The 26,050-nt window shown below is 46.6% G+C and carries 26 protein-coding genes; 16 read left to right on the forward strand and 10 right to left on the reverse strand.

Annotated features, from left to right (window positions below; genetic code table 11):
- Positions 1–282 precede the first annotated feature (282 nt).
- A complete protein-coding gene (locus tag NSS82_RS02445) occupies positions 283–1,044 on the reverse strand; it encodes a CPBP family intramembrane glutamic endopeptidase (RefSeq protein WP_076273106.1) in 762 nt (253 codons plus the stop codon).
- Positions 1,045–1,308: 264 nt separating this feature from the next.
- Between NSS82_RS02445 and NSS82_RS02450 the strand changes: the two genes are divergently transcribed.
- Together NSS82_RS02450 and NSS82_RS02455 are read left to right on the forward strand one after the other, a co-directional pair.
- On the forward strand, positions 1,309–3,552 hold the full coding sequence (locus NSS82_RS02450) for a heavy metal translocating P-type ATPase (RefSeq protein WP_076273105.1): 2,244 nt from the start codon (positions 1,309–1,311) through the stop codon (positions 3,550–3,552).
- A gap of 180 nt (positions 3,553–3,732) precedes the next feature.
- On the forward strand, positions 3,733–5,775 hold the full coding sequence (locus NSS82_RS02455; RefSeq protein ID WP_235219477.1) for a methyl-accepting chemotaxis protein: 2,043 nt from the start codon (positions 3,733–3,735) through the stop codon (positions 5,773–5,775).
- A gap of 109 nt (positions 5,776–5,884) precedes the next feature.
- Here NSS82_RS02455 and NSS82_RS02460 read toward each other — a convergent pair whose 3' ends face one another.
- From NSS82_RS02460 to NSS82_RS02470, 3 genes are all read right to left on the reverse strand, one after another.
- A complete protein-coding gene (locus NSS82_RS02460) occupies positions 5,885–6,847 on the reverse strand; it encodes an L-lactate dehydrogenase (RefSeq protein WP_036682652.1) in 963 nt (320 codons plus the stop codon).
- A gap of 402 nt (positions 6,848–7,249) precedes the next feature.
- The gene (locus NSS82_RS02465; RefSeq protein WP_036682651.1) at positions 7,250–7,750 is read right to left on the reverse strand and encodes a CcdC family protein; all 501 of its coding nucleotides are present in this window, start codon (positions 7,748–7,750) and stop codon (positions 7,250–7,252) included.
- Positions 7,751–7,957: 207 nt separating this feature from the next.
- Positions 7,958–8,218, reverse strand: coding sequence for a GlsB/YeaQ/YmgE family stress response membrane protein (locus NSS82_RS02470; protein WP_036682650.1), 261 nt, complete (start codon positions 8,216–8,218; stop codon positions 7,958–7,960).
- Positions 8,219–8,467: 249 nt separating this feature from the next.
- Here NSS82_RS02470 and NSS82_RS02475 point away from each other — a divergent pair, with 249 nt between their 5' ends.
- On the forward strand, positions 8,468–9,517 hold the full coding sequence (locus NSS82_RS02475; RefSeq protein ID WP_038568464.1) for a lactonase family protein: 1,050 nt from the start codon (positions 8,468–8,470) through the stop codon (positions 9,515–9,517).
- 129 nt (positions 9,518–9,646) lie between these two features.
- Here NSS82_RS02475 and NSS82_RS02480 read toward each other — a convergent pair whose 3' ends face one another.
- Positions 9,647–11,914, reverse strand: a complete 2,268-nt coding sequence (locus NSS82_RS02480) for an alpha/beta hydrolase family protein (RefSeq protein WP_076273104.1) — start codon at positions 11,912–11,914, stop codon at positions 9,647–9,649.
- Between the two features lie 387 nt (positions 11,915–12,301).
- Here NSS82_RS02480 and NSS82_RS02485 point away from each other — a divergent pair, with 387 nt between their 5' ends.
- From NSS82_RS02485 to NSS82_RS02500, 4 genes are all read left to right on the forward strand, one after another.
- Positions 12,302–13,429: a sulfate ABC transporter substrate-binding protein gene (locus tag NSS82_RS02485; protein WP_036682645.1), complete on the forward strand. Its 1,128-nt coding sequence runs from the start codon at positions 12,302–12,304 to the stop codon at positions 13,427–13,429.
- A gap of 93 nt (positions 13,430–13,522) precedes the next feature.
- Positions 13,523–14,371, forward strand: a complete 849-nt coding sequence (cysT, locus tag NSS82_RS02490) for a sulfate ABC transporter permease subunit CysT (RefSeq protein WP_038568467.1) — start codon at positions 13,523–13,525, stop codon at positions 14,369–14,371.
- Between the two features lie 126 nt (positions 14,372–14,497).
- Positions 14,498–15,361, forward strand: coding sequence for a sulfate ABC transporter permease subunit CysW (cysW, locus tag NSS82_RS02495; protein ID WP_036682641.1), 864 nt, complete (start codon positions 14,498–14,500; stop codon positions 15,359–15,361).
- 117 nt (positions 15,362–15,478) lie between these two features.
- Entirely contained in the window at positions 15,479–15,703 is a 225-nt protein-coding gene (locus NSS82_RS02500) for a YezD family protein (RefSeq protein WP_036682638.1), read from the forward strand.
- Positions 15,704–16,116: 413 nt separating this feature from the next.
- Here NSS82_RS02500 and NSS82_RS02505 read toward each other — a convergent pair whose 3' ends face one another.
- Complete coding sequence (locus NSS82_RS02505; protein WP_038568468.1) at positions 16,117–16,425, reverse strand: hypothetical protein; 309 nt, start codon at positions 16,423–16,425, stop codon at positions 16,117–16,119.
- 179 nt (positions 16,426–16,604) lie between these two features.
- On the opposite strand from NSS82_RS02505, the gene NSS82_RS02510 reads away from it, so the two are divergent.
- The 3 genes from NSS82_RS02510 to NSS82_RS02520 all read left to right on the forward strand — a co-directional run bounded on the left by NSS82_RS02510 (position 16,605) and on the right by NSS82_RS02520 (position 19,620).
- The gene (locus NSS82_RS02510; protein ID WP_341109698.1) at positions 16,605–17,018 is read left to right on the forward strand and encodes a GNAT family N-acetyltransferase; all 414 of its coding nucleotides are present in this window, start codon (positions 16,605–16,607) and stop codon (positions 17,016–17,018) included.
- 232 nt (positions 17,019–17,250) lie between these two features.
- Positions 17,251–17,883, forward strand: coding sequence for an NAD(P)-dependent oxidoreductase (locus tag NSS82_RS02515; RefSeq protein ID WP_076273102.1), 633 nt, complete (start codon positions 17,251–17,253; stop codon positions 17,881–17,883).
- Between the two features lie 90 nt (positions 17,884–17,973).
- Positions 17,974–19,620, forward strand: a complete 1,647-nt coding sequence (locus NSS82_RS02520; protein WP_076273101.1) for a bifunctional ADP-dependent NAD(P)H-hydrate dehydratase/NAD(P)H-hydrate epimerase — start codon at positions 17,974–17,976, stop codon at positions 19,618–19,620.
- Between the two features lie 16 nt (positions 19,621–19,636).
- Here NSS82_RS02520 and NSS82_RS02525 read toward each other — a convergent pair whose 3' ends face one another.
- Positions 19,637–20,092, reverse strand: a complete 456-nt coding sequence (locus NSS82_RS02525; protein ID WP_076273100.1) for a hypothetical protein — start codon at positions 20,090–20,092, stop codon at positions 19,637–19,639.
- A 31-nt stretch (positions 20,093–20,123) separates the two neighbouring features.
- Positions 20,124–21,023: an SDR family oxidoreductase gene (locus tag NSS82_RS02530; protein ID WP_038568476.1), complete on the reverse strand. Its 900-nt coding sequence runs from the start codon at positions 21,021–21,023 to the stop codon at positions 20,124–20,126.
- 124 nt (positions 21,024–21,147) lie between these two features.
- Between NSS82_RS02530 and NSS82_RS02535 the strand changes: the two genes are divergently transcribed.
- The 4 genes from NSS82_RS02535 (at position 21,148) to sdaAA (ending at position 23,885) form a co-directional block, all read left to right on the forward strand.
- Entirely contained in the window at positions 21,148–21,723 is a 576-nt protein-coding gene (locus tag NSS82_RS02535) for a DUF4269 domain-containing protein (protein WP_076273111.1), read from the forward strand.
- A gap of 2 nt (positions 21,724–21,725) precedes the next feature.
- Positions 21,726–22,145, forward strand: coding sequence for a GNAT family N-acetyltransferase (locus tag NSS82_RS02540; RefSeq protein ID WP_076273099.1), 420 nt, complete (start codon positions 21,726–21,728; stop codon positions 22,143–22,145).
- A 154-nt stretch (positions 22,146–22,299) separates the two neighbouring features.
- Positions 22,300–23,010, forward strand: a complete 711-nt coding sequence (gene sdaAB / locus NSS82_RS02545) for an L-serine ammonia-lyase, iron-sulfur-dependent subunit beta (protein ID WP_036682623.1) — start codon at positions 22,300–22,302, stop codon at positions 23,008–23,010.
- Positions 23,007–23,885, forward strand: a complete 879-nt coding sequence (gene sdaAA / locus NSS82_RS02550) for an L-serine ammonia-lyase, iron-sulfur-dependent, subunit alpha (RefSeq protein WP_036682621.1) — start codon at positions 23,007–23,009, stop codon at positions 23,883–23,885. Before sdaAB ends, sdaAA begins: the two co-directional genes overlap by 4 nt.
- Before the next feature lie 2 nt (positions 23,886–23,887).
- Here the strand turns inward: sdaAA and NSS82_RS02555 are convergent, their stop codons facing one another.
- Complete coding sequence (locus NSS82_RS02555; RefSeq protein ID WP_036682619.1) at positions 23,888–24,190, reverse strand: hypothetical protein; 303 nt, start codon at positions 24,188–24,190, stop codon at positions 23,888–23,890.
- A gap of 62 nt (positions 24,191–24,252) precedes the next feature.
- Here NSS82_RS02555 and NSS82_RS02560 point away from each other — a divergent pair, with 62 nt between their 5' ends.
- The gene (locus tag NSS82_RS02560) at positions 24,253–24,450 is read left to right on the forward strand and encodes a YwbE family protein (protein ID WP_036682616.1); all 198 of its coding nucleotides are present in this window, start codon (positions 24,253–24,255) and stop codon (positions 24,448–24,450) included.
- A 65-nt stretch (positions 24,451–24,515) separates the two neighbouring features.
- Here the strand turns inward: NSS82_RS02560 and NSS82_RS02565 are convergent, their stop codons facing one another.
- On the reverse strand, positions 24,516–25,238 hold the full coding sequence (locus NSS82_RS02565) for an HNH endonuclease (RefSeq protein WP_052096736.1): 723 nt from the start codon (positions 25,236–25,238) through the stop codon (positions 24,516–24,518).
- A gap of 366 nt (positions 25,239–25,604) precedes the next feature.
- Between NSS82_RS02565 and NSS82_RS02570 the strand changes: the two genes are divergently transcribed.
- The gene (locus NSS82_RS02570; RefSeq protein ID WP_256718555.1) at positions 25,605–25,994 is read left to right on the forward strand and encodes a hypothetical protein; all 390 of its coding nucleotides are present in this window, start codon (positions 25,605–25,607) and stop codon (positions 25,992–25,994) included.
- The last annotated feature ends 56 nt before the right edge of the window (positions 25,995–26,050 follow it).

Genomic DNA, 26,050 nt, shown 5'->3' on the forward strand with positions numbered 1-26,050 from the left:
CATCCACTACGGCTTACGGACCCAGCTGACGTTATTTGCACAATTATCGCTTTTTGAGCTGAGTTGCGGACCACACTGCAGTTATTCTTTAGAAAGAGGTCTGATTTTGCTCTTTTTCATGCCTATAGCAGCTATGGGGTCCGATAATATGCTAAATCGGGGATAATACTGCTTTTAGGGTCAACTGGGTCCGTTAGCTGTGTGGGTTGCGACAAATATTGCTCTAATGAAACCAAGTTGAATCAACTGAAGCCTTGTATTTCGAAGTAAGGATTTAGCTTATTAACTGGCTTGATTTAGGTTCTTCTTTAGGTTTGGTTTTCTAAAGGACAACACTAGCCAGACACATTGCACAGCGAGCACTAGCAGGATAAATAGATCGATTCCCATGTATTCACTCGTATTATCATTGCCCACAAACTGAATTAAATTATGTATAAAATGAAAGGATATCAGCGGAAGAATATTATTATTTTTTAGCATCAGCAAGGCTAGCGCAAAACCGATCAGAAGCGCATATACGAGTTGTAGAAGAATTTGTGTGATATCTGTGCCGGATAATGCATTAAGTAAGTGGGTAATAGAGAAGAGAATGCTTGAAGTGATCACTGCTGTTTTAGCCCCTTTAGGAAGCAAGGTCTTAAAAATCAAACCGCGATAGATGCTTTCCTCCACAAAAGCGACCAGCAGGGTGAAAAAAATAAAGAACAGTACCTCGGATGCGCTGATCTCACGAAAACCCTTAAAGGATATGGTAATCAGGACCACTACTAGTGGGGCATAATAGATCCAGTTGCCCGAGGATATGGTGTTTAGAGGTCGGAAGCCGAGCGTGCTCCATTTGCGCTTAACTGTAAAGTAGATGATGAGTACAAGCGCGATTGGGATGAAGGAGATAAGTACAGGGGCGTTGTACGCAAGTTCCTTAATGGTTGCGTAAGCCCCGGCGGCAGTTACGGCTACAAGTAATAACACCTCGATAATAACTACGCTCCAAATGGGGTGTTTCTGTGAAAAAGAAGACGTTTTGGCTAGCTTTGACATGTTCTAAATTCATCCCTTCTGTGTAAATCATTTGCCCATCGAGCTTCATTGATAATGGGGTCATTCGTATGTAAGAAACTTACTTTCGGTCATACATGATTTTACATATTTTCACGTAAAGGTCAATTGATTTAATTTTTAAGATAATGTAGAAAAATGGTGTATATCGCGTATTGACCTTGAAATATAAAGGGAATATAATAGGGCTAAGATAACATATGAACAAGTGCTCATATATGGTTTTTATTTGAGGAGATGTGCCGTATGGATACAATGCAAGGAAAATTAAAACGTCAGTGGGAATTAGAAGGTTTGGATTGCGCCAATTGCGCGATGAAAATTGAAGATAAGGTGAAGAAGATTGAAGGTGTATCGTCTTGTTCCGTTAACTTTGTAACAAAAACAATGACGTTGGAAACCGCCGCAGGGTATGAGGAATCAGCGATTGTAGAAGCGAAGAAAACGGTGAAGGCACTCGAGCCCCACGTAAATGTGAAAGAGAAGGTTGGGGGAAATCACAAGGCGCGCAATAGCGGTGCTCATGAACATACGCATGCTCACGAGCATGGTCATGAGCACGGCCATCAAGCTGATGGACATCATCATGATCATGAGGATGCTGAAGGTCATGGTCATACACATGAGCATGGGGAAGGCGACACACGCAAAATATTGCTGCGGTTAGGCGCTGGTGGAATTCTTGCTCTAGCTGGGATATTCCTGCCCGTGGATGGAGTAGTTGAATTGCTGATCTTTTTGGCAGCCTATCTTATCGTGGGTGGTGAAGTTGTCTGGCAGGCGGTTAAGAACATCATCCGTGGCCAGGTGTTTGATGAGAATTTCCTGATGGCTCTGGCAACTATCGGTGCATTTGCGATTGGTGAGTATCCAGAGGGCGTGGCAGTAATGCTGTTTTACCAGATTGGAGAACTGTTCCAAGGTCTGGCTGTGAATCGTTCACGCCGATCTATTACGGCACTTATGGATATTCGCCCCGAGTTTGCCTATCTCAAGCTTGGAAATGATCTGAAGAAGGTCTCACCTGAGGAAGTAGCCATCGCAGATTTGATTGTTGTTAAACCCGGTGAGAAGGTACCCCTTGACGGAACTATACTTGAAGGTAACGCCATGATGGACACATCTGCACTTACTGGAGAGTCGGTACCACGATCAGCTGGTCCAGGAAGTGCGGTGTTAAGTGGTTTTATTAACCGGAACGGCGTAATTACTGTGCAAGTTACTCAGACCTTTGGAGAATCGGCCGTATCCAAAATACTGGAGCTAGTGCAGAATGCATCAAGCAACAAAGCTAAAACCGAGAACTTTATTACTAAATTTGCACGTGCCTACACGCCTGTAGTAGTGATCACAGCAGTTCTGCTGGCCGTCGTTCCTCCACTGCTGATCAGTGGTGCGACTTTTTCGGATTGGATTTACCGAGCACTTGTATTCCTCGTAATCTCTTGTCCTTGTGCGCTTGTGGTCTCGATTCCACTGGGATTCTTCGGAGGGATTGGTGCAGCTTCACGCAGCGGTATTCTGATTAAGGGAAGCAACTACCTGGAAGCCCTAAATGATGTGAAGGTAGTTGTCTTTGATAAAACGGGAACGTTGACCAAGGGACAGTTTAAGGTGACGGGGATTTATCCGTCGGGTGGCAAATCTAAGGATGAATTACTGCGGACAGCCGCTTATGCGGAGAGCCATTCCAATCACCCGATCGCTGAGTCGATTCGGACGGCTTATGGTGAACAGATTTCTAAGGAAGCTATCACGAATTACAATGAAATCTCTGGTCATGGTATCGAAGTAACTATCGAAGGCAAGACCGTATTTGCAGGCAACGCACGTCTGATGGAGCGTGAGGGAATTGCTTATGAGGTCCCAGAGCAGAGCGGTACAGTTGTTCACATTGCGGTAGATCATCAATACGAGGGTTATCTGGTGATCGCCGATGAAGTGAAGGAGGACTCACTGCAGGCCATTCAGCGCCTCAAAAAGCTTGGTATACGCAAGACGGTGATGCTGACAGGTGATGCTTCCGCCGTAGCTGAAGATGTAGGGAAGCAGTTAGGGGTAGATGAGGTACACGCAGAGCTTTTACCACAGCATAAGGTAGAGGCCATCGAGAAGCTGGATCGTGAAAAGTCTCCACGCGAGAAGATTATTTTTGTCGGAGACGGAATTAATGATACTCCTGTACTGGCTAGAGCCGATGTCGGGATCGCTATGGGGGGACTCGGTTCCGACGCTGCCATTGAAGCAGCGGATATTGTAATTATGACCGATGAACCTTCGAAGATTGCTGTAGCTATCGGAATTGCCAAGCGTACACGGACCATCGTATGGCAAAATATTATTTTTGCTTTAGGTGTAAAAGCTATATTCCTTCTGCTCGGTGCATTCGGGATTGCCACGATGTGGGAGGCTGTATTCTCAGATGTAGGGGTAACCGTACTAGCCGTACTGAACAGTATTCGAGCTTTAAAAGTGCAAGACGAGGGTTAAGTATCTTTGGTGTTTAAATAAATGATTTCAACAAAAGTGAGCTTTAGGATTCCAGTTTTAGGGGTCTTAGGGCTTATTTTTTTTATTTGCCAGCAAAGAATTTGTCTTTTTTTGCCGATATAGAAGATATATCCACATCAGGAGACATTATAACAAATGGAGTGAGGAGGCTATTTCATCGTGAATGAAAATGAAATGAAAGGAAACAAGATGAAAAAAATGAGAAAAAATGTAACGAAGAGAAAAGCGACGTCAATTCAACTTAAGTGGTCATCTGTTATATTAGCTATTGCAATCGTGCCGCTCATGGTAGCGACCATATTTTTACTTGATTATTTCGGCAATGTCACACGCACAGACAGTGAGCAAATGGCGCAGGACACCATTAATACGAACACATTCCGGATGGATGAGTGGCTATCCAACAAAACCTCGTCCGTAAAGGATCTGGTGTCCCAGCATCCTGAGTTCGATTTTACGAATCCAGCGAGTATCTTCCCTGTGATAGAAGTGCTGGAGGAAAGTGACAGTGAGACAGAAGGTTACAGTGTCATCAGTAAAGACGGCCAGTTAACTAATATGATGAACATGACCGCAAGTGTAGCAGATGCGAGCTATTTCTTGAAAGCGAAAGAAACGCATGCGCCTGTGTTGGGGGAAATGTCCTATCTGGAGCAGCTTGATAAATATATCATTCCGATCGTAGTTCCTGTCATGGATAAGGATAAGCAATTTATGGGAGGTATTGTCTTCTCGATTACTCCTGAAGTTCTTGCCCAAATGAGTAATGAAATTACTATGGCGGATACCGGATTTGGATACGTAATCTCAAATGATGGCATGTATTATACTTATCCAGACGTCAGTCGTATGGGCAAAAAAATTACCGATTACGCTAAAGAGCCGGCTCTTCAGAAGGTCGTTGACAAGATTTTGAGCAACAAAGAGGGGTCCGAAACTTATAAGGGCGAAGATGGTAAGAAAGTCATTACATACTTTAAGACCATTCCAGATACTGACCTGAAGCTTCTTGTAACAGTACCGGAGAAAGAGGTTTTTGCCAAAGTGACCTCTGCACAAAGAACAGCAATGTTCATCTTATTGGCAGTTATACTCGTCATAATTTTTGTTTCTCTCTACCTTACTCGCCTTATCGTTAGACCCATTAAAGCTATTTCCTCCACTATGAAAAAGGTGGCAGAGGGTCATCTGAATGAGAGGGTTAAAGTGCAATCCGGAGATGAAATCGGCGAGATGAGTCAAAATATCAATGATATGATTGAGACACTCTCCGGTATTGTCAACAAGATTGATACAACGGTAGTGGAGGTTTCTTATTCCTCAGAAGGAATGCTGAAATCGGCTCAACGGTCGTCTTATACTTCAGCAGAGGTAGCAACAGTTATCCAAGAAGTGGCTCAAGGAATGGAAGAGCAATTCAGAGGCTCGGAGCAATCGGCAAGAGCAACGGAAGAGATGGCCGTAGGTTTGCAACGTATTGCTGAGTCCTCTGCAGCGGTATCAGATCAGGCTGAGACGGTCAACTCAGAAGTAGAGAGTGGCTATTTGGAAATCCAATCTACACTGCAACAGATGGCTGTTATCAGTTCCACAGCTAATCAGACAGCCGAGATGATTGGTAAATTAAGTGAGCAATCGGAACAGATCGGACAAATTGTGGATGTAATTTCTGAGATATCCAATCAGACAAGCTTATTATCTTTAAATGCTTCTATTGAGGCTGCCAGAGCTGGGGAACATGGCCGTGGCTTCGGTGTAGTTGCGAATGAGGTGAAGAAGTTAGCGGAGCGGACGAACAGTTCCATCATTAGTATAGTGGAGCTGATCGGCGGCATTCAGTCTTCGACAACAAGTGCAGCGGATTCCATGAAGAAGAGTATTGAGGAAATTGGCGATGGAATGGGAAAAATGCAAAACGTCGGTGTTTCCTTTGATCATATCCGTTCTTCGATCCGTGAAGTATCGTCGCAAATACAGGATGTGTCAGCAATTAATGAAGAGATGTCAGCTGGCACAGAAGAAATAACGGCTTCTATATCCGATATGCTCGGAATAGCTAAAGAATCTGCTGAGAATGCTCAGGCGGTCTCATTAGCTTCAGCGGAGCAGACGGAGATTATGAAGGATGTCGTGTCCTCGGCGGAATCACTTAATGAAGTGATGTCTGTGCTGAAAGAAGAAATCGAGAAGTTTAAAAAGTAGGAGATAAACTGAGATTCATCTCCTTATAATACAAAAAATCGCTCTTTGGGAGCTGGTGGGCTTATTTCACCAATTCCCAAAGTAGCGATTTTTTTTGTTCTTTATGAGATTAAATGCTTTCTTCCAGCTGTAGACTCTCGATGCCTGCACGTACAATATTGCAGGAGTTGTTCAATTTCTGGGTTTCCTCTGTATTTAAATTAAGCTCCAGCAGCTCTTGAATCCCAGTGTTGCCTATAATGGCGGGCACACCCGTGCATACACCACTATGTCCGTATTCTCCATCCAGAATGGCGGATACGGCGATAATTTTGTGCTCATCATTCAGGATCGAACGGGTAATGTAGGCAAGTGCGCTGCCAATCCCGAAATGTGTGGAGCCTTTACGGGTGAAAATTTCCCAGCCGGCATCTTTTGTCTTGCGGGAGATATCCTCCAGATCCAGATGCGGGAACCGCTCGCGATGCTGATCCAAAATTTGTAGAATAGGCTTGCCGCCAATTGTCACATGGGACCAAGCTACAAATTGAGATTCGCCATGTTCACCTAACGCGTAGCCATTAACACTACGCGGGTCAATGGAGAACACATCGGAGAGCAGTGTTTTTAGGCGCGACGAGTCAATGGAGGTTCCGGTACCGATAATTCTGTGGCGAGGCAGACCTGATATTTTCCAGACCATATAAGTGACAATATCGACCGGATTAGCGGCGACTACGAATATTCCATCAAATCCCCCAGCCATGATGTTGGTAATGATTTCTCTAGTAATAACAGCAGAGGCTTCCAATACGTCAAGTCGGGTCTGCCCGGCTGTTGGATTAGCACCAGCGGTTAAGATAACTACATCCATCTTTGCACAATCGCTATAGGTTCCGGCATATACCTTTGTGCGTGTGCTTGTGAAATCCATACAGTGCGAGAGATCAAGTGCTTGTGCCATAGCCCGATCATAGGTGCGGTCGATCATCATTATCTCGTCACAAATAGCCTGATTAACCATGGAGTAAGCACAGCTTGAACCCACCATTCCGGCCCCGACGATGGCTACTTTTCTCGATTTACTTTTCAATTGCCTTGTCCTCACTCTCTAAAAGTTATACGCAGTATAGGTTTCCAAATGATATTTATTTCAGCATTAAGGTCTTTTGGAAGCTTATCGTTAGGTATGCTTATAGTTTAACGTATCCCTTCGCAGGTTACCTGACATCGGACTTACAAAGATTATGTTTTTTCTTTTTAATGCTGAATAGGTGACATAACGAGTTAGATATTTTAAGTGATCTATTCCTATAGTGTATGTAAAGTACTAAAAGAGGATGTAATAAGAGGATGGCTAATTGATGTCAGAAAAGGGTGAAAAGTAGAAAAAAGCAGAGGATATAACATAAGCTTGAGTTACAAGAGGTAAGAAGTCATCTCAAGGATATCGGGTAAGCACCCTGAGATGGCTTCTTAGGATCATTGTTGACAATCATGGCTGGGGCAGCAGACTCCCCGAGGAAGTCATAGCCTTATAACGCTTGAACATAAAAAATCTCCAATGAACAATCATGCCGAAGGCTAAAATAAAGAACAAACCACCGGACTGTGGGATAGACACATAACGGTTAATAAATTCATGGAGTAAAGTGCGGACTAGAAGAAGTCCGAGCAGGATAAACGCAAAGCTCTTGGAGCGTTGAGCATAAATTTGTCCATCACGTTGTTCAAAATGGGTGCTGCGTATAAGAGGATACGCGAAGATGAACCAGCCAATCAGAAAGGCGACTGCCGCCCACCATAATGGGAACCTGACCGCAGGTGCCACAAACATGGCAAAACCCGTCGACATACCGAGAGGTGGAATCCATATTTTTCGAATGGTAACCGGACGTGCGCTTGCTTTTAGACGAATGAAAATAACCATCAGCGCCATGAACAAAGCCCCTAATGTAGAGCCAATATGTAGAAGCGAGGGGTTTATGTTACCCATGATACACGACCTCTCTATGATTTCAGTCACTTGTATCTTCATTATAACAGAAAAACGATGGCAAAACATTGAAGTGTATTGGCTCCATACCCGCTACAATTCCAGCTTAGGAATTATTTCTTAAAGGAGCGATACATACAAAAATCCCCGCCAGAGCATACTCTGACGAGGATTTATTGATGTGAATATTATTATCTCAGCCCAGACTTACGAACGGCTGCGTCCACTTGTCGAGCGAAGAATAAGGCTCACGATAAAGATCAGCACAACCGCACCGATCAAAGAAGGGAAGAAGTAGAAATCACTTACTTTAGGTCCCCAGCTTCCCAGAAGCACACCACCGAGCCATGAACCGATAATACCAGCGATGATATTACCGATAACACCACCAGGAATATCTCTGCCCATAATCAGACCAGCCAACCAACCAATAACCCCACCAACGATTAACATCCATAGAAAACTCATGTTACTTCAACTCCTTCGTTTTGTTGTTTGCGATGTCTACTATTAACCTTTGTGACCATCTTTAAACCACATGGAAAAACTTACTTCTTCCGGAATAGTTAGGGAGTAGGCTCTAAATGCAGTTTCGATAATGTATTACAACTATAAACATGCTATAGTGAAAAAATATTATAAAATTATGAGTAAACCCCTATTAGTAAAGGGTAAGTAAGAAGTAATACAATACATAAAGATAAAGGAGCCACTATTATGGAACGGGCTAATGAGGCATTGTTTTATGTAGGAACGTATAACTCTGAGAATGAGAAGGCGATTCAGTTATGTGCGCTTAGTCTTTTATCGGGGGAAATGAGAATTCTTGAGGGTACCGAGGGAATTGAGAACCCATCGTTTTTAGCTGTGAATAGTGCAGGCAGCGTGTTGTATGCAGTTAGTGAGAAGGATCAAGGTGAGGTTTACGCATATGCAATTGATCCCGCAACTAAAGCGTTGCAATCACTTGGAAGTCGTTCTACGGAAGGCGGCGCTCCTTGTTATGTCTCCATTAGTCCTAAGGAAGATTACATATTCGTCTCCAATTACTCGGGAGGCAATGTTAATGCTTTTCCTGTAAATGAAGATGGTTCGCTTCAAGAAATGTCCGACCAAGTAAAACATGTGGGTTCAGGCATTCGTGAAGACCGTCAGGAGGCTCCGCATCCGCACTCTGTCATTCCGGACGCAAGTGGTAGACATGTGCTGGTGTGCGATTTGGGACTGGATCAAATTGTGATCTATCGCCCTGAAGAGGGCAAACTGGTAAAACATCGTGAGCTTAATCTGCCACCTGGTTCAGGTCCGCGTCATCTGGCGGTGCATCCCTCTGGACAATGGATCTACCTGGCGAATGAACTGAATTGTACAGTAACGGCATTTGCTAATGATGAACAGGATGCAAATCTAAATATTTTACAGCATCTTAGCACGCTTCCTGATAATTATACTGCTGGTAGTGACGATACAGCTTCCGATATTCATGTCTCCCCTTGTGGCAGATTCCTGTATGTCTCCAATCGCGGACAAGACAGTATCGCCCTGTTCCATATCGATGAATTAACGGGTCTGCTTGAAGCGGTGGATTGGCAGGTTACCGGCGGGCGTACTCCGCGTAACTTTGCAATTATTGGGGATAAGCTGCTTGCTGCTAATCAGAATAGTGATAATATTACCTCGTTCTCCATCGATAGTGAGAGTGGCAGATTAATCCCTACAGGAAATGAATTGGAAATGAAGTCACCTGTTTGTGTGCAAGCGTTGTAGGCTGAGACTAGGTTATTGTATGTCGTAAAAATAAGGGCTATTCCCGTAATCCATTCATTTTTTCGTGAGTGGAGGTTGGGAATAGCCCTATTTTGCAAATGAAGACCTAAGGATAATAGCAAGTGATTGTTAAAATGTATTTCTGATACCTAAATCGTAAAAACCGATGTCATCAAGCATGATCCGGTCGCCTTCTTCTTCAAGATAGAAGGTGATTTCCGTCAGGTTGTCAGGATCCAGCTCTGGTTCTTCCTCCTGAAATTGTTCGAACGGCATCTCGTAGGTTTGAAATACAGCTTCGGAAAGGTCGCCGTATTTGCCATCGTTTATCCGCTCTTCAAGCCATGGGAATAACGTGAACTGAGTTTGTGGAAGTGGCAGTATGTCCATTACTTCATCCAGCGTCAAGCGTGCTGAGGTATCGTTATGGTCAGTTAACTCCACCTCAACCTTTGGAGGTTGTGGAACATCCATTTCTTCATTCATGTCGTCATTCAGATTTGCCATGGAGAACGTAAGGCCATCTGCCCCTAAAAGAGCAGTTTCAGTACGGACACTGTCGTTAAGCTTAATGTTGTAATAAGCTTCTTCGTTTTTGCTGGCTGTGCGTTCAAGGACAACACCATAGGTGGCTTTGCTTTTCGACTCCCGGTCTTTAGCTAACTCTTCTGACCAAGAAATACCCGATGCTGCTGCTGTTCCCAGTTCTACAGTGTTTTTGTTACGGTCATCGTCAAATGTGGCTACAGGACGATATCCCCCGCTTTGGAATCTATTGTAGTAGGCGGTATCTGGTAACCACTTCAGCCCGCTGCGATAATCCCGGAACAAGCTTTGGTATTCCTCTTTTTTATGCAAGGTGGTCTCTAAGAAAGCTGATACATAGACCTTGGCGATTTGCCGTTGTTTGTCTGCATCCATGATTTGTGTCCGATTTAAAAAGAGTCCAGCTGGCAAGGTCTGATCATACCCGCCCCAATCGCTGTTGAATTGACTGTGATTGGCATCCGCAATATACAGCGAGCTTTTGAAAGCAGATGATCCTTGGGAATAGGAAGTGCGTATATACTGCCGATCACCATAGAAATCATGTACATCTCCATCGCGGGCTCCCTGCAAGGTCAAATAATTGATGTCTTTGAGACGGGCTTGCTGGTCATCTATTGTTTTGTCCGTCGGTGCAAGCGCGATTACAGAGGTTATATTAAAGCGATTAACTGCCGCCATCACCGGATCATCCTTAAACCAACGAGTGGCATCCGCGGCCATAGCTACGGCTTGTCCTCCGCGGCTATGGCCGAGCAGGGCGGTTTTTGTGAGATCTATTTTCTGATAAAAAGGACTGCCCGGATCATCTGAAAAATCTGCTAGCTGCTCTAAATGTTTCAGTAGGATCCAAGTACGTACTTTAAAATCATTGTCCGGAATGCCGGACCAAGCAGAATAATTCAGGAAATTCTCATCGAGCGAGATCGCGATAAATCCCCGGCTTGCCAATAGTTCGCCGAGATAAGCGTACCCGCCATCAGAGTAATCTTCCATCATATGATTGCCGTGCACCATCAGCACTACTGGATATGGACCTTCACCTTCTGGCATCCATACGCGACCATTCAGGGGAAGTGCCTTATAATCGAAACCCCAGAATAAAGTGCGCAGCTTTGACCAATCCTTAATATAAGCAGAAGCATCGGCCGTAGAGGATATCAAGCTTGTATCCTTGCCGTATTCGGCACGATGAAGATCGGTACCACTGGCATAGGTGAAGGTCTGATAAGCTAGATTGCCTGGTATTCCCGGATCGGAGGCTGTCAGTGGAACGACTTCCGTATCGTTGATATCGACCGACTCTGAAATAGGAAGTTCTTGTACTCCGCTTGCCAGCGCAAGTGGGGAAAAAGTCACCGCCACTGTTAGCAGAAGCCCTAGTGTTATTCTTTTGCTGCGGAGCAGGCCGATGGCTAGTCCGCCTAATGCCCCTAGCAGTGCAAGCACGACCGCGATGACAACCGCGGCTTCAATCTCAAAATCTGCGTAATATAAGATTAGTAGAATAGCTCCAAAATCACTCAATACACAGCCTGCAAATAATCTTGGGATACGCAGTCCGGTCAACGCTAGCAGAACAGCTAAGATATTGCCGGAAATCGCCAGCAGGACAGTGCCTGCACCTGCAGCAAGAGCGATATCGGTAGGTTTACCTAATCCAGTAGGAATGCCTAACACGGCTGTACTAAAGGCTAAAAAGCATACTATCCAAAGACCGGCTATAGCTGTTCTCCAAACTGCTGTATCGTAACGGTAGGTTCCCCTAATTCTTCGTCCAATTTCTTGAGCCATACGTCTGTGGAGCCGTGGTTTCAACGGCGCAGGGACGTACTCTAACTCCATACCCATGACTCTCTCCCCTGACATAAAGCGGTATTTTCTCTTAACCCATAAGCTGTAGCAATAATATTACTTTATAGCATCAATAACAAGTGGATCTTACAGGAACCGACCCCATAGCTTGTACGGTGTGATGTGTGGGAGTTTTCTTTGACATAGGCTGGAAAAAAAGGTTTGACACAGTTAAAGGGTTTCAGTATTATATCCATATAAACCAACTAAGTAGATAGGAATAATTGAAGAAAGTTCTTACCGTACGAACGGAGGAACGCCTGCATTAGGCTCGCAGACACGGTCTTAGGACCGGTTTGACCTGCCATACGTAGGCTTTCCTCCGTTCTTTTTGTGTTACCCAAGGGTTTGTCTGGTACGAAAAAACATGGGGGAGTGGAAGAGATGAAGAAAAAGATGAATAAAGGGCTTCTTGTAGGGTTTAGCTTGTTGCTGACGGCAGGGCTTACTGCTGCTTGCGGCAGCAATAACAATAACGGCAATAGTGCTAGTCCGGCAACAGACGCACCAGCAACAACCAATTCAGCGGAGGCCACAAATGCGGCTGAAGCAACAAAAACTCCATCTAAAGATCCAGTAGAACTACTGAACGTCTCATATGACCCTACTCGCGAATTGTACGAGAATTATAATAAAGCTTTTGCTGCCTATTGGGAGAAAGAAACAGGACAGAAGGTCACCATTAAACAATCCCACGGTGGATCAGGGAAACAAAGCCGTGCTGTGCTTGATGGTCTGGAAGCGGATGTTGTGACATTAGCACTTGGTTATGATATTGATGCCTTGCAGGAAAAGGGACTGATCAATGAGGGCTGGCAAAGTAAATTCGATCATAATAGCTCGCCTTACACCTCGACTATCGTGTTCCTTGTACGCAAAGGGAATCCGAAAGGAATCAAGGATTGGCCAGATCTGCTCAAAGAGGGCGTAGAGGTTATTACACCAAACCCGAAAACATCAGGTGGAGCACGCTGGAACTACTTGGCAGCTTGGGGCTACGCACTAGACCAGAACAATAACGATGAGGCTAAGGCTGAGGAATTTGTAAAAGAACTGTTCAAGCATGTGCCAGTGCTGGATACCGGCGCGCGTGGATCTACGACAACGTTTGTGGAGCGTGGAATTGGTGATGTGCTGATCGCATGGGAGAATGAAGCCTATTTATCTGTGGAAGAGCTGGGACCGGACAAATTTGATATCGTGAATCCTTCGGAGAGTATTTTGGCTGAACCGCCAGTAGCTATAGTAGATAAGGTTGTGGATAAAAGAGACACGCGTGAGGTATCCGAGGCGTACTTGAAGTACCTCTATAGTGAAGAGGGACAAAAAATCGCGGCTGAAAACTACTACCGTCCTACATTAGATAGCGTGAAAGAAGAATACAAAGATAAGTTCCCGGAAATCAAGCTGTTCACATTGGCTGACAAATTCGGAACCTGGAAAGAAACGCAAGAGAAGCATTTTAATGATGGCGGGATCTTTGACAAGATTTATGTGCCAGGTGCCAAATAACAGATGAATGAAACGCAGGATGTAATCATTGAGATTTGTCCCGGTAGGGGCTGATCGGCTAAAAGGCCGAAGGCGAGAAAGGATGAATAGGGGATGAATGTCACCACTACGGCTGCACCAGCAGCAACACGGCGCAAAATACTGCCCGGCTTCGGGCTGACGATGGGCTACAGTGTACTATACCTGAGTCTAGTGGTTCTACTGCCACTTTCGGCGCTGCTGTTCAATTCTACAGGTCTGAGCTGGGCGAAATTCTGGGATGTAGCTACGGACCCGCGGGTATTAGCCTCGTATCGTGTGAGCCTGTCGACAGCTGCTGCGGCCGCTTTTGTAGATGCAATTCTAGGACTTTTGCTGGCGTGGGTACTGGTACGTTATGAATTTCCGGGCAAAAGAATATTTGATGCGCTGATCGATCTCCCGTTTGCCTTGCCGACAGCTGTAGCCGGTGTCTCTTTGACGGCGCTCTATGCAGGCAATGGCTGGATTGGGTCTTGGCTTGAGCCGCTGGGATTAAAGGTGGCATTCACTCCGCTCGGGATTACCTTGGCTTTGATGTTCATCGGCATACCGTTCGTTGTCCGGACGGTGCAGCCGGTGCTGGAGGATTTGGACAGAGATATGGAGGAAGCTTCGGCAACCCTTGGCGCAGGCCGCTGGAGAACCTTTCGCTCAGTAGTACTGCCTGAGCTGTTCCCGCCACTGCTAACAGGTTTTGCTCTAGCTTTTGCCCGGGGCATCGGTGAATTCGGCTCCGTCGTATTCATCTCCGGTAACATGCCGATGAGGACGGAGATTGCTCCGCTGCTTATCATGTCTAAACTGGAGCAATATGATTATGCCGGAGCTACCGCCGTAGCCCTGCTATTGCTCTTCATTTCCTTCCTTATGCTGCTTGTTATTAACACACTTCAGCGCTGGGTTCGTAAGACTTCTCGTTGAGGGTAATCTCCGTGACAGCTGACATCCGATCATGTTCAAACTTACTCGGAGACAATTCGTATCTGTTGTCGATACTGCATACTCGAAGTATCTTGTCTTCGTAAAACCCTTAAAGGAGGAATAATTTTGGCCGGTACCGTCCCCCTCTACACCCCCCGGCTACAAAAGAATGCGTCCTCGTCCGCGACAACAGAAACCCCAATTGTAAAATGGGTGTTGATCGGAGCGGCTGGGCTAGTCCTTTTTTGGCTGATTGCTCTGCCATTAGTTGTTGTGTTAACCGAGGCGCTGAAGAAGGGCTGGGATGTATATATAGCTGCCCTGACTGATCCGGATGCCCGCTCAGCGCTGCGATTGACGCTGCTTGTTGCAGCGGTAACGGTGCCTCTGAATACCTTTTTTGGTGTAACAGCGGCGTGGGCTGTAACCAAGTTTCGTTTCCGCGGCAAAGGGTTTCTAATTACCTTGATTGATCTCCCTTTTGCAGTTTCGCCTGTCATCGGCGGTCTAATCTTTGTGCTCGTCTTCGGTGCTAACGGATGGTTTGGTCCTTGGCTAAGCGCACATGATATCAAGATTGTATTTGCGCTTCCGGGTATCGTGCTAGCCACGTTGTTTGTGACGTTTCCTTTTGTAGCGCGTGAGTTAATCCCGCTGATGGAGGATCAGGGTACACAGGAGGAAGAAGCCGCAATTACACTCGGAGCACATGGGTGGCAAATCTTTTTCAGAGTCACACTGCCTAATATTAAATGGGGATTACTATACGGCATTATTTTGTGTAATGCGCGGGCCATGGGTGAGTTTGGTGCGGTTTCTGTGGTGTCCGGGCACATACGTGGGGAGACGAATACGCTGCCGCTGCATGTTGAGATTTTGTATAACGAATATCAATTTTCAGCATCTTTTGCAGTAGCTTCTTTGCTCCTGTTATTGGCTTTGGTAACGATGATTATTAAAAGCTGGTTGTCGCGAAAAAATGCCCATTGACATGACTTTTAGTTCCATGCTAAGTTAATTCATAGTATACTGGTTGGTAATAACGGAATTGAAGAAATAAGGAATTTAGGCGGATACAATCCTTTGGTGAGAAAGGGAGGCTAGAGAATGGCTAAACCGCTGAAAGTGGACGATTTATGGCTTACGCGGATTGCAGGACTTCTGGATGATATGGAATTTGGCTCATTGCATATTGTGGTGCATGAAGGTCAGATTGTTCAGATGGAGCGTACGGAACGCAAACGGTTTGAGAATAGCAGTGGCAACGCAAATGGACGTTATATTGGTGAAAACGGCGGCCGGCGGGCCGATTCTCAATCCGCGGGACGTTGATTCAATCTCTGGGCAATCATAAAGATATATCTCATCTTTTTGGATAAAAGATTATGGAGTTGTCACATAAGCCACGTAATGGCTGCTGGGGCAACTCCTTTTCTTTGTATGCTTGGATATTCTGGCACGTATGACGCATCCCATCGGACTCAGTTGACGCTAAACGCAGTATTATGCCACATTTGCCACGCTAACGGACCGCATAGCTGCTATTGGCATAAAAAACACCACATATGGACCTGATTCTAAGCAATAACGTCCCTGGAGTCCGAAACCACGCTCCAAAAGCTGAAAAGGCGCAAATAACGTCATCTGGGTCCGTAGGTCGCCGGGAATGATCTGTCTTTTTACGACTTTTACAAATGATTCGGCCCGTGGGACAGTTACATATTTTGATGTTGCAGGTACGTTTGTTAATAACGAGGGGCTTGGCGTGAGGCGGATACGCCCTCCATTAACAGGATGAACGCAGTGATGGCATGCATAATCCAACCAACGATCGGAATAAAAGCTAAAATCGAGGTGATAATGCCCAGAACGTTACCCATGAATGGTTTATGCTCTCTCTGCAGCACAACAATGGCTACAGCGTGGAGCAAAAAGGCAATGGCCAAAGGGACCCAACCATTTGCAATGATAAAGAGTCCGCCGATCAACGGCAGAGCCAGAAAAGCTTCATAAAGGCATGTTCCCCATTTGAACAGCTTGGCTACAGGAGACATAATGCTTCACCCACCCTTTTATAAATATTGTTACAGATACTATTCCACACAGTCAGTAAAGGAATTCAAGAATATAAAACTTATCCCTCAGTTTCAAAAACATCCCTAGCAGTGAGCCTTGCCTGTGAACCATGCAGTCGTATATAGTGGGAACAGCAATGCTGAACGGAGGAGTGCGGGTGGAAACAACAAGTAAGCTTGATATACGCCATGAACAGCCTTCAGTGGAACAGTATTTGGCGCTGAGAAAAGAAGCTGGGCTGAGTGAAATGAGTGTGGAAGGTGCAGCGATCGGTTTGCCTCGTTCTATTTTTGCTGTAACCTTGTATGAGGAGAATAACCTAATCGGGATGGGGCGGGTGATTGGCGATGGGGGATGTTTTTTTCAGGTCACGGATATTGCGGTCAAGCCTTCACATCAAGGACAAGGTTTGGGAAAGCTGATCATGCGGGAAATCAGAGAATTCCTTAATACTGTACCAGACAAGGCGTATGTAAGTCTGATTGCAGATGGAGAAGCCTCGAAGCTCTACGCACAATATGGTTTTGAACCGGTTATGCCACGTTCTCAGGGAATGTTTTTGCGTCGCTAAGCTAAGGCGAATACATGCTGCTTTTTTTAGTAGAGAGTGCCCCTTGTATTGGTTAAGGGGTTTTTGGTCTGAAAGCGGGTTAGTAGGTGCGATCTGGTTTCGATTGGATCTCAGGGGATAAATAATGTTTAAAGGCTGTAAGGGAAAAGCTATTCAGATGAGCATCAAAAAAATAATTGAGCAGAAGGCTGCACGATAATGGCTTTGCTCGTAGAATGTGAGGAACAACAAGATGGATGTTGTAATATTGGGCGCTTCAGGAACGATTGGAAAGGCAATTGTACAGGAAGCATTAAAAAGAAAACACGAAGTAACAGCTGCGGTACGCAATCCAGAGTCAATAACTCTCGAACACGAGCGTTTACATGTAACAACGGTGGATATTCTTGATCCGGCTTCAGTAGCAGCTGCAGTCCGTGGCCATGAAGAGGTAATCAGTGCTTATGGACCAGGAGCGGGCCACGAGCAGGATCTGATTACGGCGGCAAAAGCGTTGGTGGAGGGTATGCAGACGGCAGGGTTAAATCGGCTGTTGGTTGTTGGAGGTGCAGGTAGCTTAAAGACTGAAACTGGAGAGCTGCTGATGAATACACCGGATTTTCCGGAAGAGTTTAAACCAGTTGCAGAGGCGCATGCGCAGGCTTATGAGATTTACAAAAATACAGAATTGGATTATACGTATCTCAGTCCTGCTGCGGTAGTTCATCCAGGTCGTCGTACAGGTCATTTCCGCATCGGATTGGACCGTCTTATTCTAGATGAGAATGGTGAAAGCAAGATTAGTGTGGAGGATTTCGCTGTAGCTATGGTGGACGAGCTGGAGGAAGGGAATTTTAGTCGGGCCAGATTTACTGTCGCTTACTGATATCAGACTTGCGCCGGACTTGCGCTCGGACTTGTACTTGGAATTGCGTGTGAAGCTTTGGAACGGTAGATAGCGGAAAGGGGCCAAATCATGTATCTGGTAACTGCTGAGCAAATGAGGCAGCTGGACAGCGAAACGATCCAGCAGCTGGGGATTCCAGCGATTGCGCTGATGGAGAATGCGGGAAGAGTTATCGCCGAGGAGATCATCGCGCTTTGCCGGGAGAGAGGCGGGGCAGGCTGCAGGAATGCAGCCGAAGGGAACGATACCGGGCTAAGGGAGGCCGCGCTGGGTGGCACAGGTAAGGCATTTAAGGTCAGCGCAGATCATGCGCTGACGCTTGCCTCTGCCGCAGCCGAGCGATGGTTCATCCTCGTCGGCAAAGGCAACAACGGCGGCGATGGCCTCGCCGCCGCACGGTACCTTCGCGAGACCGGCATCGCCGTCACGCTCGTCTATGCGGTGCCGCCGGATTCGCTCTCCGGCGAGGCCGCCCTGCAGCGCGATGCGGCTGCAGCCATGGGCCTGCCTGCCGTAGTATACGGCAGTGATCGGCTGGACCTTGCCGAGTGCAGCGGCATCTTAGATGCGCTGCTCGGCACCGGCGGCGCGGGAGCCCCGCGCGGCGCCTATGCGGAGCTGATTGCCGCGGCGAACAGCAGCGGCAAGGTCATTGTGTCCGCGGACATCCCCAGTGGTCTGAACGCGGACACAGGAGAGACGCATGAGCCTTGCATTCATGCGTCAGTGACGGTATGCCTCGCCTTTCTCAAGCGAGGCCTCCTGCAATACCCCGGTGCAGGCGCGGCGGGGCATGTCAAGGTACGGGCCATCGGCATTCCGACTGCTCTGGCTCTTAACAGCGGTGTGCAGGCACACCTGCTGACACCGGAAGTGCTGCATGCCCATCTGGGTGTCGATCTGGCCCAGCGGCGGTCGCCTGAAGGCCATAAGGGTACTTATGGGCATGTACTCCTTGCCGCCGGCACCCTACGGATGAGCGGTGCTGGACTACTCGCAGCCCGTGCTGCGCTACGCACGGGCTGCGGACTGGTGACCTGGGCGCTTCCTAAGAAGCTGTTACCTTCCGTCATCGGTGTTGTTCCTGAATTGATGCTGGCTGATGTAGGTGGCAGTGAAGAAGGAAACTGGGTGGCTGGGACCGTGTCAGAGCTACTGAAGTTAAGCGAAGAGCGAGATGTAATAGCTGTGGGCCCTGGTCTTGGACGATTCCCGGGAGATACAGATTGGCTTCGCAGTCTTTGGGAAGGCAGTGATTGCCCGCTGGTTATCGATGCGGATGCCTTAAATATTCTGGCTGACTCCGATTATAAGAGTTGGGTGCGGCGTCATTCTGTAATTCTGACCCCTCACCCAGGTGAGATGGCTCGTCTAGCCAACCTAACTACGGCTGAGGTCCAGCGTGACCGGATCGGTCTGGCTATGGACTATGCCAAGGAGCATGGGGTTACACTTGTGTTAAAAGGAGCGCATACCGTGATAGCAACTCCTGAAGGGCAAGCTTATGTAAATACCACAGGCCATCCCGGCATGGGCACTGGTGGAGCCGGTGATGTGCTAACGGGCATGATTTCCAGTCTGCTGGCTCAGGGACTTCATGCTACGCAGGCAGCAGCTTTTGGGGTATACCTGCACGGATTAGCAGGAGAGAGAGCAGCCCGTCAGCGGAATAATCCGGCGGCTATCATTGCCGGAGATATGATTGAAGCGCTTTGAATACACCTAATAAGGCTTATGACAACAGTAAACAGAGCAGTGGCAGAAACAGCGCGAACACTGGCAGCAACAGAGGTAATCTTTCCACACCAAGCTGGGTCACTCGAAGAATGAGTAGTCCCAGAATTCCACCCAGACCCCATAGCAGATACTCTGCACCTTGTTCCGCTGCCAGCCATAAACCTGCGCCGAAACCCGTGACGACGTATACAGCCAGAGGCAGGATTTGCGATTTCGAACGCAGAATATGCAGCAGTATATCCGCTACTAACGCCGCAGGTAATCCATAAGCATAAATGGCATAAGGAATCGATAGTGGCCAGCCTTCAGGGATTCCGTCGGATTGTGGAAATCCAAGCATAAGTAAGGTAACAAGGACGTAGGTTAACCCTGCGCAGGCTAATTTGGTTAATGCGTACATGCCACTGCTCAGGCGGACAGAAGAGATATCATAATCGTTTATCTTATTCATTTGATATACATTCCTCTCGTGGTGTAATGCATCAGCTGGTGACCATGTCTCCACCATTGACATGAATACATGTCCCGGTAACATACGAAGAATCCGGTCCCGCTAAATAAAGATAGGCTCCTGCTAACTCATATGGCTGTGCGGCACGTTTAAAGGGTGTATCCGTCCCAAATACACTAACCTCATCTGCGGAGTAGCTGGAGGGAATTAGTGGTGTCCATACGGGTCCGGGAGCTACACTATTGACACGAATGCCAGAGTCTACGAGTGATAAGGCTAAAGAGCGGGTAAAGGATACGATCGCACCTTTAGTTGAGGAATAATCTATAAGCTCTTTATTTCCTTGATAGGCAGTAATGGACGCAGTATTGATGATGGCTGCGCCTTTTTTTAGATGTGGAAGTGCGGCTTGCGTCAGGTAAAAGAATGGAAATATATTCGTCTGAAACGTTTGGTAGAGCTGTGCTTCCGTGATATCCAAAATACTTTTTTGTGGATACTGGACGCCATGATTGTTGACGAGGATGTCCAGCTTGCCAAAAGTGCGAAGGGTATGCTCCACAGCCTTGAAGCAGTTTTCCTTATGGCGTAAATCAACTTCGATCCGCAAACAACGTTGCCCTAATTCCTCAATTCGCCGCTGAGTGACCTCTGCATCTGAAGCTTCGTATAAATAAGCTATAGCGACATCTGCGCCTTCCTTTGCAAAAGCAATGGCCGCCGCTTTACCAATCCCGCTGTCGCCTCCGGTGATGAGTGCAATTTTTCCTTTCAGCTTTCCACTGCCGGCAATCTCCGGATCTTCACTGATGGGGCGAGGATTCATTAGACTCTCTAGACCTGGCTGACGGTCTTGGTGCTGCGGGGGAAAAGCAATAGGCTGTTCCTTACATATCGTTTGTTCCCCATAGTAGGGGTAGGTGGGATTCATTTTTACATACACTCCTCCTTGCCTTCTATCTTCCGTATATTTCTATGCATGCGCCTAGAAAAGCGTGCGCTGTTATCCAGTTATACCTGTGTTTATATCCTAGTCGGAGGGGCGTTTGTCCGAGATGAATGATTGGCGAAATATAGATTATTTGAATCACGGAACTCCAGTGCAAAAAGAGGTCTATGCCCTGTTAAGAAAATTAAATATTATGAGTTTGCTGGCCGACTATAACCCGGTGCTGGTTGACACAGTGCCGCTTGGAATTCAGGTGAAGGGCAGCGACCTGGATATTATTTGTGAGGTTCATGATTCCGTAATGTTTACGGACATTGTTAGTCGATATTTCGGAACCATGGATGATTTTACTAGTGTATCGCGTGTGGTTGATGGGGTCCCTCGAACGAAAATTAACTTTATGGCCGGGGGCTGGCCTATAGAACTGTTTGGGCAGCCGCGACCCACAGCTCTGCAGAATGGTTACTTACATATGATCATTGAAGCGGAAATTCTAGCTCAGCTGGATAATGATTTTCGCCAGCAGATCATTACAATGAAAACGAACGGGTGGAAGACCGAACCTGCCTTCGCGCAAGTGCTGGGTTTGGAAGGTGACCCTTATGAAGCGCTGCTGATGCTGGAAAAGCTTCCGCGGAGTGCTCTTTATGCTTTTTGTCATTCTATACAAGCGAGGGGATAGACATGAATTATCGAGAGATGATTGCGGATGATTATGAAGCTGCCTACCAGCTATGGGAAAATACAGAGGGAATGGGACTCAGCGAAGCAGATTCGAGGCTGGAGATTGCGCGTTATCTGGAGCGTAATGCTGGCTTCAGCCAGATCTGCGAGAATGAAGACGGGCGGATTGTAGGAACTGCATTGTGTGGACATGATGGGCGAAGAGGTTATATGTATCATGTGGCGGTTAGTAATGACTGCCGAGGCATGGGCATCGGGCGTGAGCTTGTAAAGCGTTGTCTCGGTAATTTACATGCAGCTGGTATTGCAAAATGCCATCTGATGGTTATAGGAACCAATGAACAAGGAAGAGGATTCTGGGAAGGGATAGACTGGCAGTATAGAGGTGGAATTATGTTATACTCCCAGGATATCTTGTGATACATAAGATGCGAAATGAAGATACTATCTAAGTAAAATATCATTAGATTAGAAGTGGATATATCACAGCAAATGTAACGGTGAACTCCGACTGCCAGTGCAGTATACTATATATGAGTTTGATAATTGCCTATTTACAGGCAGGAGGTCTTTTATGCGTTTTAAAGATGTGTTTTCAATTATTGGTCCCGCCATGGTCGGGCCTTCAAGCTCGCATACAGCCGGTGCAGCACGGATCGGAAGGGCTGCAAGGCAGGTGCTGGGTGAAGTGCCGCGTGTGGCAGAAGTGACGTTTTTTGGTTCTTTTGCAGCTACTTATCAGGGACATGGTACAGACCGGGCTATTGTCGGAGGACTTATGGATTACGCTACCGATGATCATCGGTTACCCGACTCTCTGGAGTTGGCGGCTGAAGCTGGGATGGAAGTATCTTTTGAGCAAGGAACGGGATTGTTTCCTCATCCTAACACGGTTAAACTGCATCTTATCGGACAAGAGACAGGAAGTGAGCTGACTTTAACGGGGACATCCATCGGTGGTGGAAACATTGAGATCGTCGATGTGGATGGTTTTGGAGTAAAGCTTACGGGAATGTATCCGACGGTATTGATTCATCATATGGATTATTTAGGTGTTCTGGCGAGTGTTACAGAAGTGATGCGTAACGGACAATTTAATATAGGGCATATGTCTCTGGATCGGAAGAATCGCAGCGGTGCAGCCTTAACGGTACTGGAGCTGGATGAAGCTGCTACTCCTGAGCTTATTGAAGCGCTTAAAGCGCTCACTGCGGTGAAATCGGTGAAATTGGTTAATTTAAACGAAGGTAAGCAAGATGAGAAGGGGAAGGAAAGCTTAACATGAATTTTCAAACACTTAGCCAACTGGCTGTATTATGTGAGGAACGTGGCCTCACCATTGGAGCTCTTATGCTCGAAGAGCAAAGCGCGGAATCTGGACGTTCCAGTGAACAGGAATTTGCCACTATGCGTGAATATTATGGGGTCATGAAAGAGGCTGTTCATCGTGGGATGCATGAAGATACCACTTCGCGCAGCGGCCTTACGGGAATGGATGCCCAGCGTGTAGGAGCCTATAACGCAGCAGATGAACCATGCCTAGGTGGACCCGCTGGTCAAGCAATGGCCTATGCTTTGGCTGTATCCGAGGTTAATGCCTCAATGGGCCGAATAATTGCTACACCTACCGCAGGTTCATGCGGAATTATTCCGGGTGTATTTCTCAGCTGTCAGGAACGGTTTGGCTGGGATGATGATTATATGGTTTCCGGTTTGTTCGCTGCGGGAGCAATCGGTTATGTCATTGCCAACAATTCGTTTGTATCTGGCGCAGAGGGTGGCTGTCAGGCCGAGGTCGGATCGGCCATCGGGATGGCGGCAGGAGCTTTAACCGAACTGCGTGGAGGGACGCCTGCACAAGCAGTGCATGCTGTTGGACTGGCGCTTAAGAACACATTAGGACTGATTTGCGATCCGGTGGGAGGACTTGTAGAGATTCCTTGTATCGTTAGAAACGGATTCGGTGCAGTGACCGCGCTCGCCGCCGCCGATATGGCACTGGCTGGTGTACGTAGCGTGATCCCTTCAGATGAAGTAATCAAGGTCATGCTTGAGGTAGGCTCAGCTATGCCAGAAAAACACCGCGAGACCGCAGGTGGCGGATTAGCACAGACACCTACCGGCCGCAAGATCATGCAGGATTTACGTAAAAAGAAATAATTTTAGAGCATTTTGAAACGTTCCAACTGTTCCCATAAGCCTTCCTTCCGAAGGATTTCTGCTTGTTTGGGTCCCATAAGGTCAAAGTGGGGGAATGGGGAACGATTATGAATATATTTAGCCGGCAGTCCATTTTCCTCACACCAATAGGTTAATCTGGTTAGGTCACTACAGCCTACCTTGGTGACAGTAGTCATGCCGGGAAAACGCGGGTCTAGCCAGTAATGGGTTAAGAAGGCGATTTCTCCTGCGGAGACTGCTTTTTTCCAGCGGGTTAATTCTTCTCTGTTGATGCCGAAGGCCATTACGTCTCCTCCTTATCTAGTATAGTTGACAACATTATAACCCATTGAAAGGGGATTACATCATGAACGGACAGGTAAGAGCCGATATTCGTCCTGGGCTTGAAGTGGATATTGTGCTTAAGCAGGATCAGCCGACGGGTAAGCTAACACATGGAACGGTGAAGGATATTCTCACCAACTCACCTCGACATCCGCATGGCATCAAGGTGCGTTTAACCAGTGGACAGGTAGGACGAGTTAAAAATATTGTTGCTAACTAATAATAAAATTCACCTTTAATTTAAAAAGCGCCCCTAATCAACTGAGATTGGGGCGTTTTTCTATTTTATCTGCTCATAAAATCCTCAACGGACTGATCGGCCTTGGTCTGATTACATAACGTACAAGCGCAAACGCAATTATCCGGAGTAGTATGACCACCTTTAGCACGGGGCAGCAGATGATCTATAGTGTCTCCATAGGAGCCACAGAAGTAGCAGGTATAGTTGTCTCTGGTCAATATATAAGCACGGAAATCCTTATTGCTGTATATCCTGCGGATGGTTCGGCGATTCACTACGATAGCGGCATGTTCTCTGACTAGAGTAACCGCAAGCTCGTAGTCAATTTCCTGATGCCAGCGCCGTCCTTTATCACTGTGGCCACGCATTAGAATTTTCCCTTTGGCAGAGGGAATCAATTGCGTTGGATCTTCGGGACTCAGTTTCGCGCCTTGAGAATGAGAATGTTTCCTTCGTTGTTCCAAGCCCCGTATGCGCTGATTTGGGTTGGATTGCGGTGAAGAAGCAACCGTGGAAGAAGGCTTTCCTTGTTTGGAGCGTTCTTTGACAGCCGAAGAAGGGGTTTCAATAGTAACAGGTTGTACTGGAATGGGACCTGCTGCAAGGGTCAGATCTATGTTTTGTCGTTGTTTGCGGCACTCCCGACAAGCACCACGGCGAGACTGGCCTTTGGAACGTTTGCCGGTACGTTTACGAAATTCAGAGAGCGGCTTCTGTTGCTGGCAATAGGTACATTGTTTGGTGGATAAAAGATGGGTATCGTTCATAGATATGTTAGGTTCAGCGCGTCTTTGCGCCCGTCCTGTCTCCTTGTTTTTTAGGATCCAATGTATTTTATTTATTAGATTCAGTCGGCAGGGTTAACATTTCGTTCTAATCTTAGTATAGCGTAAAATACAATCGTTCACATCGCACTCAAAAAAAGCTTAAATACGGCTTTTTGTGTGATATCTATCTTGGTGACGTTCAGGAAAAACATGTAAAATTGAAAAGAGCAGTAAGGAATGCTCTACTTTTTTAACATGGGAAGGGGTATTGAAATGGAACCAACCAAAAGAAGGCCGTTTACGGTAACATTGCTTTATATTCTTCATATATTTTTGGGGGTTGGAGCGTTAGCAGGAGGCGGGTCAATGGTCATAGATCCTAGTGGTGATCTGATACACATGCCCACATCTATGCTGGAAAGATCGCCATTTTCAGATTTTTTAATTCCGGGTATTTTGCTATTCATCGTATTTGGTATCCTGCCCTTGTTTGTGTTTTATGGGTTGATCAAGAGACTAGAATTGCGCTGGGTGAATACTTTGAATCCCTTTAAGAAATTATATAGCTTCTGGGCATTGTCCCTATATATCGGATTTGGGTTAATTATTTGGATTATGGTGCAGACGTATATGTTGAACAGTGTGGCAATCATACATCTGATCTATATGAGTCTAGGGCTTTTGATCCAAGTCTTTACGCTGCTTCCTTCCGTACAAAGTTACTTTTTGCTGGACGGCGGTACCGAAAGACGTTAAAATTGCAGTGAACAGAAGGTATCAGAAGGTATTTCATTAGTCTGGGCAAGGAGTGA

This window comes from Paenibacillus sp. FSL H7-0735, assembly GCF_038008505.1.
Lineage (GTDB): Bacteria > Bacillota > Bacilli > Paenibacillales > Paenibacillaceae > Paenibacillus_AQ > Paenibacillus_AQ odorifer.